Source organism: Sedimentitalea sp. (genome assembly GCF_039973035.1).
GTDB lineage: Bacteria > Pseudomonadota > Alphaproteobacteria > Rhodobacterales > Rhodobacteraceae > Sedimentitalea.
In genome coordinates this window covers 135,214-148,808 of sequence record NZ_JBDWLR010000084.1, presented here as the reverse complement: position 1 = coordinate 148,808, position 13,595 = coordinate 135,214, and the positions used below count along the sequence as shown (strand labels likewise).

Here is a 13,595-nt window from a genome sequence, read left to right as displayed (position 1 = left end):
GACGCCTAGCCTGCCTGCTGCAATTCACGAACCGTGTTGCCATAGCCACCGTTGGTGACATAGGCCGCTTCTGGTGCACTTGAGGGGCGCGACAACGCATCGTTACGATACGGGAAACGACCAAACAGGCGGATCACCTCGCGATGCGCCCGAGCGTGCAATAGGTTGGAAGCGCCGTATTCCGGCATCCGTTCGCACATCAAGCGCACACAACGTTCCTGATCACACAGGTTTTCCGAATGCATCATCGGCAGATAAAAGAACTGCCGCGCCGGTTCATCGATCCGCATATCCCAACGTCTGTCGACGCAGGCCTTTGCCACCGCAAGCGCCGCCTGATCGGTTGCGAATGCGCGGCCGCTGCCACGGAACATGTTGCGAGGAAATTGGTCTGTCAGGATGATATAGGCCAGAGACCCGCTGGGATATGTAAGCCAGAGCGAAAACCGCCCATCGCGTGCGCCCTCCCAAGAGGCTCCGAACCGCCGCGTGATTTCGGCGTCCAGTTTATCGTCCTGGGCATACCAACCGGCCTCGCCCACTTCGTCCAACCAAAAACTAAGTACTTCTTCAGGGCCAACCATGGTCCACTCCCTACTTTCTTAACATCCCCTCCCAAGTCACGCCTTCATTGAAACTGATTTACAGAATATTTACAGTAACAATTTGCTACACTCGGGTATTGTCAGCCTTGATGTGGCGTTTCCGTCACCTGTTCGTCCTCAAGATCTGCCTCGATGGCCAATTCTTGTGCATATTCGACTGCCACATAAGTCGATGACGGGTACATCGCGGCGATGCTGCCGGTTTCCTCGATCGGCACCGCCGGGCGACGCGTGCTGCGATACGCGGCATAGACGGCAAGGGCAAACAACAGCCCAGCCATGAACAGGAAAAAGCCCGGCGGACCAAAGACACCATCATCCATCAACCAACCGATGATCAGCGGTCCGGTGATCGCGCCAAGCCCGTTGATAAAGACCAGTCCGCCCGAGGCCGCTGCCATATCCTCGTGCTCGAGATAGTCGTTGGTATGCGCAAGCAGCAGAGAATAAAGCGGATTGCTGAAGCCCCCGATCAGGAAGGCCCCGACCAGCAAGAAGGTGAAATCCGAACCAAACATCATCCCGAGGCAAGCACCGATACCACCACATCCCGATACGGCGAGGATCAATAGGCGTCGATCCATGCGATCCGAAATCCAGCCCAAAGGATACTGCAACAGCATCGCCCCGATATAAAACGTCGCCACAAAAATCGAAATCTGCGCCACGCTCAGCCCGGCCTTGGCACCGTAAACCGCGCTCATCCCGAATTGCGAGGCAAAGACCCCGCCCAACAGGAACATCCCGACACAACCTAACGGTGAAATTTTCACCAATTCCCGCAGAGTCATCGGTTTTGTTGTGTCAAACGCCGGAGTCGGGCTGATCGAAAGGAGAATCGGCGCAAACGAGATCGAGATCAGCACCGATGCGATGACAAAGGTGACGAATCCCGCCGGATCACCGACCAGCATCAGCGCCTGTGCCGACACGATGCCGACCATCTGCACGATCATGTAGAGCGACAGCGCCTGACCACGCGTTTCATTGGTGGCCGAGTGGTTCAGCCAGCTTTCCGCGGTCACATACACGCCGGAAAAGCAAAATCCGATGATCACGCGCCCCAAGGCCCATGCAATCGGATCGGTGAACGTCGGATAAAGGATCATCACGGCGGAAATAAACGAGGCCAGCGCCGCAAACACGCGCACATGCCCGACCCGCCGGATCATTTCCGGGGCCAGCCGCGAGCCGCCCAAAAAGCCCAGAAAATAGGATGACATCACGATCGACATCTGCAGGGTCGAGAACCCTTCGATTTCGCCCCGCACACCCAGCAAAGTGCCCTGAAGACCGTTTCCGACCATCAGCAACATCATGCCCAAGAGCAACGCCCACGCGCTCGACAGAACCTGTAACATCTCGCGTCTCCGGTGGTTGGCATCGCGGTTTCGGTGTCGTGTATCGCGGATCAGACCGGACGAGTCCCCCTTGGCAGCGACACCCCGTGAGTCGCAAGAGGCAATTTCAGTCTTTTTGAGGGATCAGCAGCGATGCGTCGCCATAGGAGAAAAACCGATACCCATCCTGCACCGCATGCTCATAGGTGCGCGCGATCCGCTCCTGCCCCATCAATGCGGATACCAGCATCAGCAAGGTCGATTTCGGCAGATGGAAATTCGTCATCAGCGCGTCTGTCGCCTGAAATTTGAAGCCTGGATAGATAAAGATGTCGGTGTCCCCCTCCCAGGCTTTGATCTCGCCACCATGTACCGCCGTTTCAATCAACCGCAATGCCGTCGTTCCGACCGGGATGATCCGTCCCCCCTCCGCACGGGTAGCCGCGATTTCTGCAGCCGCCGCAGAGCTGACCTGCCCCCACTCCGCATGCATCTTGTGGGTGGTCACATCGTCAACCTTAACCGGCAGAAACGTCCCTGCCCCCACATGCAATGTCACCTCGGTGAACTCAACGCCCTTTGCCCGTAGCGCCGACAGAAGCGCATCATCGAAATGCAAAGATGCTGTTGGTGCCGCAACGGCACCGGAGTTGCGCGCAAAGACGGTCTGATAATCGGTCTTGTCACGCTCATCCGCAGCGCGTTTGGCGGCGATATACGGCGGGAGCGGCATGGCTCCGGCCTCGGCCAGCGCGGCGTCAAAGGAATCGCCGGTCAGGTTGAACCGCAGCATCCCCTGCCCGTCGGCGACATGATCCAGCTCTGCTGTCAGACCAGCGGCAAAGGTCACCACCTCGCCGAGTTTCAGCTTTTTCAGCGGTTTGATCAGCGCGGACCAAGTTCCATTCGCGCGTGGTTCCAACAACGTGACTTCAATCCGGGCGCGGGTTTCGCCTTGCGCACTGGTGCGTTGGCGCGCCCCGCTCAGGCGCGCGGGGATGACACGGGTGTTGTTCAGTACCAGCCGATCCCCGGGGCGCAACCAATCCGGCAGGTCGCTAACCTGTGCATCGGTGATGTCATCGCCTTGTGCGATCAACATGCGCGCGGAACTGCGCGGCACCGCCGGACGTGTGGCGATACGGTCATCGGGCAAGTCAAAATCAAAATCGCTCAGCTTCATCGGCTTGGTCCAGTGCGTCGCTCGGGGTGGTCGGATGTCGCTGGTTTCTACCGGCAGGTCAGCACGGCTGCAATCGGTCGACGCAAACGCCTTCAGCGCCCCGAATTTGCATCATCCGGCATCGTTCTTGGTTTAGCTGTGGGCTTTGGTGCAAACTCGTCCACCGGCGGCGGTGCGCTGCGCAGAATGTTGCGCAAGAAACCGGGTGCCAGCCCGGAAAGTGGGTTTACACCGACCCGGGGATTCTTGGCGGGCCCCGTCAGTGTGTAATTGAACCCGATCACACCCTCGCCTTTGCGCGCAATTAGGTTTCCGATCTGATTGACCAGATAGAGCGGTGAAATCACGCCCTGCATCCGCAATGTTCCACTTGGTACGTGATAGGTGCCGTCCATCGACAACCCCATCGCAGGGCCTGTCGCACTGCTTTCAAAAACCGTGACTTCGGACGGGCTCAACCGAAATCTTGCGTCTACGTTCGAGAACTGGATACCTTGCCCGGACATCTGATCCAGCAATCCGACAACGCTAATTGCATTGAGCAGCGCCGCAATCGCTGGAGCATCATGTACCTGGGTATTGGTGATCTTGAGGGTGCCATCGAACTGTCCGGTCCGAACACCGGGGCTCAGCGACATATCAAAGTTTCCTCCACGCGCCATTGTCAGCAATCCAGCAGAGCGTACGACGCCCCCGGCATCGCCCGACTGGATGCGCACCGCACTGCGCCCCGATTGCGGCTGAACCTGGCCTGTAACCTGGGTCTGACCGTTGACCCTGCCACTGAAAGGCCCCTTGACCCCGCCAGTGGTGGTAAACTGTCCGTCAAAGTTAGTGAGCGATATCGTGTCGGTCACTTGCAGCCGATCCAGAGCGACATTCATCCTACTGCTTTCTCCACCGGTGCCGCTGCCGCTGCCGAAGGTTGCCTTGCGCATGTCCAGCGTGCCGTTGAGAATTCGGATATCCGGCGGCGCGCTGCCACGTCCGACCAGTTCGACAGATGCATCGAGCCAATCGTTCAACCGTACCGAACTCAGCAAGGCACGATCCAACCCGCCGCCCGGCCGGTTGGTGATGGCGCCATTGGCCGAAAGGCCCGATGCCTGCAGCACAAGCCGGTCAATCCGAGTCTGGTCGCCGACAACACCGTCGATTTCCAGTTTTCCTGTTGCGGATGCAGTTTTCGACCAGCCAAGGGGCGGCAACGAAAGCCCCACGCCGCGCAGATCGGATGTCAGCTTCAATTGCGGAGGGCTGCCTGCCGCAAAGACCATGGTAAAGTCCCCGCTGCCCTCGCCCGAAACGCTCCCCTCGGGCAATCCGATCCCGAAGGTATCTATGACGCGCTGTGACAGTTCGATCGTGCCGTCCAGTTGGCTCTGCTTGGGCACGTCCTTGCCGATGGGTTGCTGCCAGCGCACTGACACCGGAACTGGGCCGATTTTTCCGGCACCCGAGAGGGCGATGCCGTCCTGATCCCCAACGATCTCCATGACCGGCGCGCTGACGGTCTGACCCGGGACAAGCACGGTGCTCTGAACATCCGTAATCACGCCCTTGAGATGGAATTCGAGGTCTTCAAACGGTACCTTCTCCTTCATTGGCAGCGCCAATGTGCCGCTCAGCCGTGCCATGCCGTCTGCCATGTCCACCGGCAACGGTGTATCCTTTAGGACAGCGAGCGGCGGTCGGTTGAGCAGCGACATGAAAGATGTGACCGATCCCGAACCCTGTACACGCACCACGGCTGGCGTGTCGGGTTTGACGGCCATTTGGGGAATGATAAAAGATGTGCCGGTCACATCGACCGCGCCACCTTCGTCCGCAATGATCTGACCCGCGGTAGCGGTGGCGACAAAGCGGTCACCTTCAATTGTGACCTGACCATGTGCCCCAATGATCGGCGGCAGCGTCTTGAGGAACTTTACCTCGGTATCGGCATAGCTGAAATCCAGATAGACGTTTGGCTGTTCATCGGGTTTGATCCGCAGCGCAAACCCGATGTCCTGCAAAAGCCCGCCAGAGATATTTTTGTTCACCCAATCCCGAGGCTTGGGCGCGGCGCGATCCGGCCAGATCTCTTTCAGTCGTTCGGGCGTCAACTGGTCCATGCTGCCATCAACCGCGATCCGCCATCCGTCTGCCTGCGCGTCGAGATTACCCGAGAGGTGCAATTGGCTGTCATTCTGCATGATCAGCATGTCGCCCAGCGTCACACGGAACGGCGCAAGCTGAAGCCGCAAATCGGCGGTTGTTCTGGGGATTTCGATCGGGCTCTCGTACAATCCGTCGGGGTTCAGCGACAGGTTGGTCAGGGTGAGCTGTCCAATTAAATTGCTGAATTTTCCGGATTCGAGATCAAGATAAGCGCGACCCTCAGCCGAACCCGAGACCCAGGCGCTTGAGACCGAAACCTCGTTGATGATCAGAACCTGCTCACTGGGGACGTAAGTGAAATAGCTCCGCCCGCCATCAAAGGGCACCGGATGGATCGCATCGATAGGTTGCACAACCCCTGCCCCGATCTGGAGCGTCGCCGACAGCGAGCCAAGCGTGCCATCCCCTGCCAAGCTGGCGCGCAATGCACCCGAGATCGGTGCGCGCAACACGTCGAGCGGTGCCAGCGCCACGGATTGTGAGGCAATATCCTGCGCCGGGATATTGGAAACCGAAATACCCAGTTCAGCCTCAATTTCGCCAATTCGACTGACATAGTTCATCGCAAGCGCGCTGGCGCTGGAGCCGCCGCTGAGCAGGGAAAAGTTGCTGGCGATCCGCAAATCGTCATCGTCTCGATCCAGCGTGATCTGCCCACCATCCAGCGTCCAGCTCCGGTTTACCTGCAGGTCATCATAGCGCAGGGTCAGCGATTCCATTTCGATCGAGACCAGCGATGAAAGCGGTGGTGAAACCAGACGGCTGTCCCACTCCTCGATCAATTCGGCAACGCTTGCAGGCTCGCGCACCACGACGGGCTGTTGACCAAGGGCCAGAGAAAGCTTGCCGTCAGCATCGCGGCGCAATGTCATGAACGCCCCGTTCAGCGAAATTGACTTGGGTTGGATGCGCCCACGCAACAGCGGACGCATTGCAAGGCTGGCCTGCGCATCGACAAGTTGCACGATGGGCCGCCCATCGGCCTCGCTGAGCGTCACATCACGCAATCGCACCCGTGGACGCCAGCCACGGTTAACCACCATTTCCACATCACCAAAGGTGATCTGCAATCCACCCAGATTCTGTTCTAACCGCGCCTCGATCCGGTGGCGCAGCCAGTCGGGCATCGTCAGGGTCTGACCGATCCCCCACAGGGCGACAACTGCGACCAGTATCGCCAGTACCGAGGCGGAAAACGCAGACCAGATGCCAATCCGTCGCCTGCGCGACCGGCGGCGCGGCGGTTTCACGCCCGGTTCGTTTTCGTTTTTGGGCTCTGTGGTCATGAAAACCGGTCCGCGCGCCTTTTCGTTTCGCCGGAACAGCCTATTGTCGTCCGCATCTCTGATCCTATCATACGGAATTCGCCCATGCCTGACGTCAACGACACCGCTCCCGACTTTGCTCTGCCTTGTACTGGCGGCGAAACCGTCCGTCTTTCTGAACTACGCGGCCAGACTGTTGTTCTTTTTTTCTATCCTCGTGATGATACGCCGGGCTGCACCAAGGAATCCATCGGATTTTCAGCCGAGCATCAGGCCTTTGCCGATGCCGGGGCTGTGGTTTTCGGCATTTCCAAGGACAGCCTTGCAAGCCACGACAAATTTACCGCCAAACACGAATTGAGCGTCCCCCTTTTGTCGGACGAGCACGGCCAGGTTTGCGAAGACTACGGCGTCTGGAAAGAGAAAAAGATGTACGGCAAGACCTTTATGGGCATCGAACGCACGACGGTGCTGGTCGACCCGGATGGGCGGATCGGGCAAATCTGGCGAAAGGTCAAGGTTCCCGGTCATGTTGACGAGGTTCTGGCTGCCGTAAAGCAGGGGTAACGCCATTTTCCGTGCGGACTTTGGGTTGCAGATGACGGATTTGTCGCGACAATCATCTCGCGCGGCAAATTAATCTACACTGGCGGGCCGTTTTCGCGTAGCGACCGGCAGTATCCGTACCAGTTACGCGATGCCGTTCCGATCGGTGCGGCCGAAAAGTTGTTACCTTTAGTGCGGGATAGCCCAAATGCTCAGAACCTACGATAGTGTCCGTTCTCTGTTCTCCTTTGCCGGTGCTGCCGTGCTGGAACGGCTTCAAGGCATATTGCGTATGACAAACCTGTTCATGGCATCCGAGCGGGAATGGGCCGGCCAATCGGGGCCGCTTTGTAAGTATAGCGCGGTGAGGCGCTAAGCATATGACACTTTCACTCGCCCAGATGGCCACCGAGGTTCTGCAATCCGCTGACGGTCGTGAGAAAACGAGGATATCGCGCGAGCACGCGGCACGCTGGTTTGCTGCCCGAACCGGTTCGACAAGTGACATTGAAGTCGGCAACGCAACCCCTCCGATGCACCCGTCGCGCCCACCTCAGCCAGAGTTGCTGTCACCGCGCGACGTACCCCGCAGGCGTCCCGGCAGCCCGGCAGGACGGATCGCGCTCTTGCATGCGGTTGCTCATATTGAACTGAACGCCGTTGATCTGCATTGGGACATCATCGCGCGGTTCACCGACATACCCATGCCAATCGGTTTCTACGACGACTGGGTCAAGGCAGCAGACGAAGAAAGCAAGCATTTCAACCTGATGTGCGATTGTCTTGAGGCACTCGGCAGCCACTATGGTGCCTTGCCAGCCCATGCAGGTATGTGGCGCGCAGCCGAAGACACCGCAGAAGATTTCATGGGCCGACTCGCTGTCGTCCCCATGGTGCTCGAGGCGCGTGGGCTGGACGTGACGCCCGGCATGATCGAGATATTCCGCAAGGCCGGAGTTGATCAGGCCGTCGCCGCGCTCGAAACGATCTACGCCGAAGAAGTCGCGCATGTCGCCTATGGCTCCAAGTGGTTTCACTTTCTCTGCGGGCGTCATGATCTTGATCCGCGTGAGGTCTTTCACGAGCTGGTAGGCCGCTATTTTCACGGCCCGCTCAAACCCCCATTCAACGAAGAAAAACGTGCCGAAGCCGGCATTCCACCAGATTTCTACTGGCCCTTGGCAGAGCGACAAAACAACACGGGTTGACCCATCTGCACTTTTTGTGGGCGGCAATCCTTTGCCGATCCACACCTTTGAGGTCGTTGATTTCGGCGAGATTTCGCCGTTTTTCGCCGGCTTATGCCTTCATACACATGTTACACGTTCGGCCAACTTGCCCAAAAGACACGCTATGCTTAATGACCGTTCAGGCACAAAGCCTTTTGGGGCTCGGCTGCCGACACGAGGGATGGACTTAGGGATGAGCGCGTGCGGACCAGGCTTGCGATAAGAATTCATGCGGCGATGGAACGTGTGTTCCCTGAACGCCGGGTTTTTCTGAAATCTGATACGGATACGCGCTTTATCCGGCTGCGGCCGGTGACCCAGTTGTTCATTGGCGCAGGTGCATCTGCGGTTGTCGCTTGGGCGATCATCGCAACCGCAGTTCTGCTCATGGACAGTATCGGGTCCGGTAATTTTCGCGAACAGGCCAAGCGCGATCAGGATATGTACCAAGAGCGCTTGAATGCCCTGTCGCTTGAGCGCGACGCACGCGCCGAAGAAGCATTGGCAGCGCAACAAAGATTCAACGCGGCCCTCAGCCAGATCTCGATCATGCAATCTGACCTGCTGGCCTCGGAGACTCATCGCCGCGAGCTGGAAACCGGAATCGAAGTTATCCAGTCAACGCTGCGCGACACGATGAGCGACCGTGAAACCGCCCGGACAGAACTGGCTGCGTTGCAGGCGGAACAGGCGGCACCCGGGTCGTCACAGAACGCCACCACCGCGTCACCTGCCCCGATCAACTTTATGGCCGAAGCGCTGGCGCAAACGGCGAAGGAACGCGATCAGATTCAGGAAAACGCGCGGCATGCCCTTCAACGGGCTATTGATCTGGAACTCGATCTAAAGCTGAAAGAAGAACAGAACGATCAGATTTTCCGGCAGCTTGAAGAGGCGATGACCATATCGGTCGCGCCGCTGGACAAGATGTTCCGCACAGCAGGCATGCCCACCGACAAGATAATCGAGCAGGTTCGCCGCGGGTATAGCGGTCAGGGCGGGCCATTGACCCCCCTCTCCTTTACGACCCGCGGCGAAGATGAACCAACCGTGGACGAGTTGCGGGCGAACCGCATCCTTTCACAGATGGATCTCCTGAACATGTATCGAATCGCTGCTGAGCGCGCGCCCTTCGCGAGCCCGGTAAAGGCCGCCGTGCGCTATACCAGTGGTTTCGGCTTTCGCCGGGATCCCAAGACCGGCGGTCGGCGGATGCACAACGGGTCAGATTTTGCGGGCCCGGCGGGCACCGACATCCTGGCAACGGCGGACGGCGTAGTTTCCCATGCAGGCTGGCAATCAGGCTATGGACGGCTGGTCAAAATCAAGCACGATTTTGGCATCGAAACCTTCTATGCGCATAACTCGCGCATTCGGGTCAAGAAGGGTCAAAGGGTCTCGCGCGGCGATCACATTGCTGATATGGGTAGCACCGGACGGGTGACCGGGACACATTTGCACTATGAGGTGCGGGTCAACGGATCGCCTGTAAACCCCATGATCTACATCAAGGCTGCAAGTAATGTTTTCGAAGAGCAAGATAAACGAGCCAGGTTCCAAGACGTCCGATGATGCGAAACCGGCGGCTCCCACCGGGGCGCCCGCCGCACCTTCATCGACAGGCGACTACAAGGCCAGCGCGCCCAAGGCAAAGCCCCCTGCATCGACCCTTTCGGCAGATCTGCACATCACGGGCAACCTCAAGACAACCGGTGACATCCAGGTCGAAGGCACCGTCGAAGGTGACATCCGTGCGCACCTGCTGACCATCGGCGAGACCGCTACGATCAAAGGTGAAGTGATCGCAGATGATGTTGTGATCAACGGCAGAATCGTTGGTCGCGTTCGTGGTTTGAAAGTCCGTCTGACATCGACTGCACGCGTCGAAGGCGACATCATCCACAAGACCATCGCCATCGAAAGCGGCGCGCATTTCGAAGGCTCTGTGCAGCGTCAGGACGATCCGCTGAATCCCGGCGGCGCCGGCAAGGCGCAAGGCGCAAATCCCGCGACTGCCAAGGTCTCGTCGTAAGGCTGAGGCCCCGACCCAAGGAACAACGATCGGGCGCTGCAACTGAACGCAGGCCCATTGAACGTATAATGTAGGCCGTACCCGGAATGTGGGGCGGCCTACAATTTTTTCTCGCACATCAAGAAGCGACCAATCAAACGATTTGAGATGCCGTCGACATCTCGTGATCCCGCAGGCGGGTTTGACTTTTCTACCGTCGATATTTGACGAAATCCGTCATGCTTGCCACACGATCATAGAGCTTCTGCGCCGTCTTGTTTGATGCGGTTGTCAGCCAATAGGTTTGCGCTGCACCGTGTTTATCCGCATCCGCATAGACAGCTTCAATAAGGGCGCGACCAACGCCGAGGCCACGTACTGACGGGTCAGCGAACAGGTCCTGCATGTAGCAGCGCGGCCCCCAATCGGAAGTCGAGCAGAGATAGAAGTAGTGCGTAAAGCCCACCACTTTTCCGTCATGCTCGGCCACAAAGCCAAACGGTTCACCGGTCTGGCCTTTTAAAGCGTCCCAAACCCGGTTTGTTGTCCTGCTCTCGACGTCGCGTTGATAGAATTCGTTGTACCCGCGCCAGAGCAGGCGCCAGTCCTGCTCATCGGCTTCCGTAACGCGGCGAATTTCGATGGTCGACATCTGACATTCCTCTGTGTTCACAGCACAGACAATGCCCATAGCTTGGCAGAATTCAATGTCGTACCTCTAGAATGAAAAACGGCCTCGCAAACTTTGCGAGGCCGTTTTCTTTCTCCGGATCGATCAAATCAGTCGATCACAGTTACCGATTTCATCACGTCGGGTGTGCCAACAACGGCGCCGTTGCGGCCTTCGCCGCGCTTGATCGCGTCGACGACATCCATACCGTCCGTAACGCGGCCAACGACGGTATAGTCACCGTTCAGAAAATGGCCTTCATCAAACATGATGAAGAATTGGCTGTTGGCACTGTTGGGGTCCTGTGCGCGGGCCATTCCGACGACACCCCGATCAAACGGGATATCCGAAAATTCTGCGGCCAGATCGTCACGTTCTGACGCGCCCGTGCCTGCCCGGCTCATGTCGCCGCCCAGCTTGCCGTGCTCGACATCGCCGGTCTGGGCCATGAATCCGTCGATCACGCGGTGGAACACCACGCCGTCATAGGCGCCTTCAGACGCCAGTGCCGTGATCTGCTCCACATGACCCGGTGCAACGTCATCCAGAAGATCGATGGTGACTGTGCCATTGGCCCCTTCGCCTTCGATCTCGACCTGAAGCCCGGTTGCCAGCGCGGGGCTAGCCAAGAGCGCGAAAACTGCGGCGAGCTTATGCATCTGCGGCCACCTTGACGCTGATCATCCGGTCGGGAGACGCAGGCGGCTCGCCCCGTGCGATAGCATCGACATGCTCCATGCCTTCGATCACGCGGCCATAGACCGTGTATTGACCGTTGAGAAAGCTGTTGTCCTTGAAGTTGATGAAAAACTGCGAGTTGGCGCTGTTTGGGTTTTGCGACCGGGCTGCACCCAGCGTGCCGCGGTCGTGAGGCAGCTTTGAGAATTCTGCCGGAAGATCATCCATGTCAGAGCCACCGGTGCCTGCGCGGCCGATGTTGAACCCGTCTTCCATATCGCCGTGCTGAACATCGCCGGTCTGGGCCATAAAGCCGTCGATCACGCGGTGAAAGCAGACATTGTCATAGGCACCGGCGCGAGCCAGCTCTTTCATCCGCTGGGTGTGCAGCGGAGCGACATCGGCCAGAAGCTCGATGGTGACGGTGCCGTCCTTCAGTTCCATCAGGATGGTGTTTTCGGGGTCTTTGATCTCGGCCATCTGGCCCTCCTGTCCAAGCTATGTTGCGCAGATACCTAAGGCCGGCACGCGGGAATGCCAAGTGAGCCATTGACCATGAGCAGAAATGTGAGAAAAAAGCGCCAGACTTCATCAGGCACGGGGATAGATCAATGAGCTGGAACACGCTGGACGACATGGACATCGCGGGAAAACGGGTTCTGGTGAGGGTTGATATCAACGTGCCTGTGGAAAATGGCGCTGTCTCCGATGACACCCGCATCCGGCGGGTGAAACCGACCATCACCGACATTCTGGCGAAAGGTGGCAAACCCATCCTGCTCGCGCATTTCGGTCGCCCCAAGGGCAAGCATGTACCGGATATGTCGCTGCGTATGCTGGTTCCGACACTGGAAGCAGGGCTTGATGCTCCGGTCGCGTTCTGCGCGGATTGCCGGGGCGACGCGGCCAAAGCAGCGATTGGTGGGTTGGCCGAAGGCTCTGTTCTGCTCTTGGAGAACACCCGTTTTCACCCCGGCGAGGAAAAGAATGACCCGGCGCTGGCGGCCGAGTTCGCCGAACTTGGCGATGTCTATTGCAACGACGCGTTTTCAGCGGCGCATCGGGCGCACGCTTCGACCGAAGGGGTGGCGCGGTTGCTGCCCTCCTGTGCCGGTCGCCTGATGGAAGCCGAGCTGACCGCCCTCGAGGCGGCTCTTGGCACGCCGGAACGCCCGGTTGCCGCGGTCGTCGGTGGAGCCAAGGTTTCGACCAAGCTCGACCTCTTGGGGAATCTCGTCGAAAAGGTCGACCACCTGATCATCGGCGGCGGCATGGCCAATACCTTTCTGGCGGCGCAAGGCGTAAATGTTGGCAAGTCCCTTTGCGAACATGACATGACCGACACGGCAACCGAGATTCTGGGCAAGGCCAAAAGCGCAGGCTGTGCCATCCTGCTGCCCGTCGATGTTGTCGTCGCGCAAGAGTTCAAGGCCGGTGCAGAAAATCAGACCGTGCCTGCCGATCAATGCCCGGCTGACTCGATGATTCTGGATGCGGGCCCGGAAACAGTGAACCAAATCGCGGCCGTATTGGACACGGCAAAGACGTTGATCTGGAACGGCCCGATGGGCGCTTTTGAGATCGAACCATTTGACGCGGCAACCAATGCCGCCGCGCGCCAGGCGGCTGCGCAGACGCGCGCGGGCAAGCTGACAAGTGTTGCCGGTGGCGGTGACACAGTGGCAGCCCTCAACCAAGCGGGCGTGGCGGATGACTTTACCTATATCTCGACCGCTGGTGGTGCGTTCCTTGAATGGATGGAAGGCAAGACCCTGCCCGGTGTTGCGGCCCTTCAGAAATAAGATAACGCATCATCGACCGGCGCACGGATCGCAGGCCCTAATTGTTCGCGCTAACGAGATTGCAACCTGCACGGCCCTGTTTTAAACCCTTGCAGGACCCCAATAA

The 13,595-nt window shown here is 58.5% G+C and carries 12 protein-coding genes; 5 read left to right on the top strand and 7 right to left on the bottom strand.

What is annotated here, in order from left to right; genetic code table 11:
- Window positions 1–5 precede the first annotated feature (5 nt).
- From ABJO75_RS20455 to ABJO75_RS20440, 4 genes are all read right to left on the bottom strand, one after another.
- On the bottom strand, window positions 6–584 hold the full coding sequence (locus ABJO75_RS20455) for a DUF924 family protein (RefSeq protein WP_348134843.1): 579 nt from the start codon (window positions 582–584) through the stop codon (window positions 6–8).
- 101 nt (window positions 585–685) lie between these two features.
- Window positions 686–1,966, bottom strand: a complete 1,281-nt coding sequence (locus ABJO75_RS20450; protein WP_348134841.1) for an MFS transporter — start codon at window positions 1,964–1,966, stop codon at window positions 686–688.
- Window positions 1,967–2,072: 106 nt separating this feature from the next.
- On the bottom strand, window positions 2,073–3,128 hold the full coding sequence (gene queA, locus ABJO75_RS20445; protein WP_348134839.1) for a tRNA preQ1(34) S-adenosylmethionine ribosyltransferase-isomerase QueA: 1,056 nt from the start codon (window positions 3,126–3,128) through the stop codon (window positions 2,073–2,075).
- A 92-nt stretch (window positions 3,129–3,220) separates the two neighbouring features.
- On the bottom strand, window positions 3,221–6,574 hold the full coding sequence (locus tag ABJO75_RS20440; RefSeq protein WP_348134837.1) for an AsmA-like C-terminal region-containing protein: 3,354 nt from the start codon (window positions 6,572–6,574) through the stop codon (window positions 3,221–3,223).
- 84 nt (window positions 6,575–6,658) lie between these two features.
- Between ABJO75_RS20440 and ABJO75_RS20435 the strand changes: the two genes are divergently transcribed.
- The 4 genes from ABJO75_RS20435 (at window position 6,659) to ABJO75_RS20420 (ending at window position 10,360) form a co-directional block, all read left to right on the top strand.
- Window positions 6,659–7,120 (top strand): peroxiredoxin, encoded by a 462-nt coding sequence (locus tag ABJO75_RS20435; RefSeq protein ID WP_348134835.1) that lies wholly within the window; start codon window positions 6,659–6,661, stop codon window positions 7,118–7,120.
- Between the two features lie 359 nt (window positions 7,121–7,479).
- Window positions 7,480–8,307: a ferritin-like domain-containing protein gene (locus ABJO75_RS20430; RefSeq protein WP_348134833.1), complete on the top strand. Its 828-nt coding sequence runs from the start codon at window positions 7,480–7,482 to the stop codon at window positions 8,305–8,307.
- 222 nt (window positions 8,308–8,529) lie between these two features.
- Window positions 8,530–9,900, top strand: coding sequence for a M23 family metallopeptidase (locus ABJO75_RS20425; RefSeq protein WP_348134831.1), 1,371 nt, complete (start codon window positions 8,530–8,532; stop codon window positions 9,898–9,900).
- Window positions 9,851–10,360, top strand: a complete 510-nt coding sequence (locus ABJO75_RS20420) for a polymer-forming cytoskeletal protein (RefSeq protein WP_348134829.1) — start codon at window positions 9,851–9,853, stop codon at window positions 10,358–10,360. Before ABJO75_RS20425 ends, ABJO75_RS20420 begins: the two co-directional genes overlap by 50 nt.
- 190 nt (window positions 10,361–10,550) lie before the next feature.
- Here the strand turns inward: ABJO75_RS20420 and ABJO75_RS20415 are convergent, their stop codons facing one another.
- The 3 genes from ABJO75_RS20415 to ABJO75_RS20405 all read right to left on the bottom strand — a co-directional run bounded on the left by ABJO75_RS20415 (window position 10,551) and on the right by ABJO75_RS20405 (window position 12,167).
- Window positions 10,551–10,991, bottom strand: coding sequence for a GNAT family N-acetyltransferase (locus tag ABJO75_RS20415; protein WP_348134827.1), 441 nt, complete (start codon window positions 10,989–10,991; stop codon window positions 10,551–10,553).
- A 128-nt stretch (window positions 10,992–11,119) separates the two neighbouring features.
- Complete coding sequence (locus tag ABJO75_RS20410) at window positions 11,120–11,668, bottom strand: peptidylprolyl isomerase (protein WP_348134825.1); 549 nt, start codon at window positions 11,666–11,668, stop codon at window positions 11,120–11,122.
- Window positions 11,661–12,167: a peptidylprolyl isomerase gene (locus ABJO75_RS20405; protein WP_348134823.1), complete on the bottom strand. Its 507-nt coding sequence runs from the start codon at window positions 12,165–12,167 to the stop codon at window positions 11,661–11,663. The genes ABJO75_RS20410 and ABJO75_RS20405 overlap by 8 nt, the downstream gene beginning before the upstream one ends.
- A 131-nt stretch (window positions 12,168–12,298) precedes the next feature.
- Between ABJO75_RS20405 and ABJO75_RS20400 the strand changes: the two genes are divergently transcribed.
- Complete coding sequence (locus ABJO75_RS20400) at window positions 12,299–13,489, top strand: phosphoglycerate kinase (protein WP_348134822.1); 1,191 nt, start codon at window positions 12,299–12,301, stop codon at window positions 13,487–13,489.
- Window positions 13,490–13,595 lie beyond the last annotated feature (106 nt).

What these genes read in the sequence shown, in the direction of transcription:
- ABJO75_RS20455 (WP_348134843.1), bottom strand. Translation starts at nt 584, where the DNA reads ATGGTTGGCCCTGAAGAAGTACTTAGTTTTTGGTTGGACGAAGTGGGC.
- ABJO75_RS20450 (WP_348134841.1), bottom strand. Translation starts at nt 1,966, where the DNA reads ATGTTACAGGTTCTGTCGAGCGCGTGGGCGTTGCTCTTGGGCATGATG.
- queA (WP_348134839.1), bottom strand. Translation starts at nt 3,128, where the DNA reads ATGAAGCTGAGCGATTTTGATTTTGACTTGCCCGATGACCGTATCGCC.
- ABJO75_RS20440 (WP_348134837.1), bottom strand. Translation starts at nt 6,574, where the DNA reads ATGACCACAGAGCCCAAAAACGAAAACGAACCGGGCGTGAAACCGCCG.
- ABJO75_RS20435 (WP_348134835.1), top strand. Translation starts at nt 6,659, where the DNA reads ATGCCTGACGTCAACGACACCGCTCCCGACTTTGCTCTGCCTTGTACT.
- ABJO75_RS20430 (WP_348134833.1), top strand. Translation starts at nt 7,480, where the DNA reads ATGACACTTTCACTCGCCCAGATGGCCACCGAGGTTCTGCAATCCGCT.
- ABJO75_RS20420 (WP_348134829.1), top strand. Translation starts at nt 9,851, where the DNA reads ATGTTTTCGAAGAGCAAGATAAACGAGCCAGGTTCCAAGACGTCCGAT.
- ABJO75_RS20415 (WP_348134827.1), bottom strand. Translation starts at nt 10,991, where the DNA reads ATGTCGACCATCGAAATTCGCCGCGTTACGGAAGCCGATGAGCAGGAC.
- ABJO75_RS20410 (WP_348134825.1), bottom strand. Translation starts at nt 11,668, where the DNA reads ATGCATAAGCTCGCCGCAGTTTTCGCGCTCTTGGCTAGCCCCGCGCTG.
- ABJO75_RS20405 (WP_348134823.1), bottom strand. Translation starts at nt 12,167, where the DNA reads ATGGCCGAGATCAAAGACCCCGAAAACACCATCCTGATGGAACTGAAG.
- ABJO75_RS20400 (WP_348134822.1), top strand. Translation starts at nt 12,299, where the DNA reads ATGAGCTGGAACACGCTGGACGACATGGACATCGCGGGAAAACGGGTT.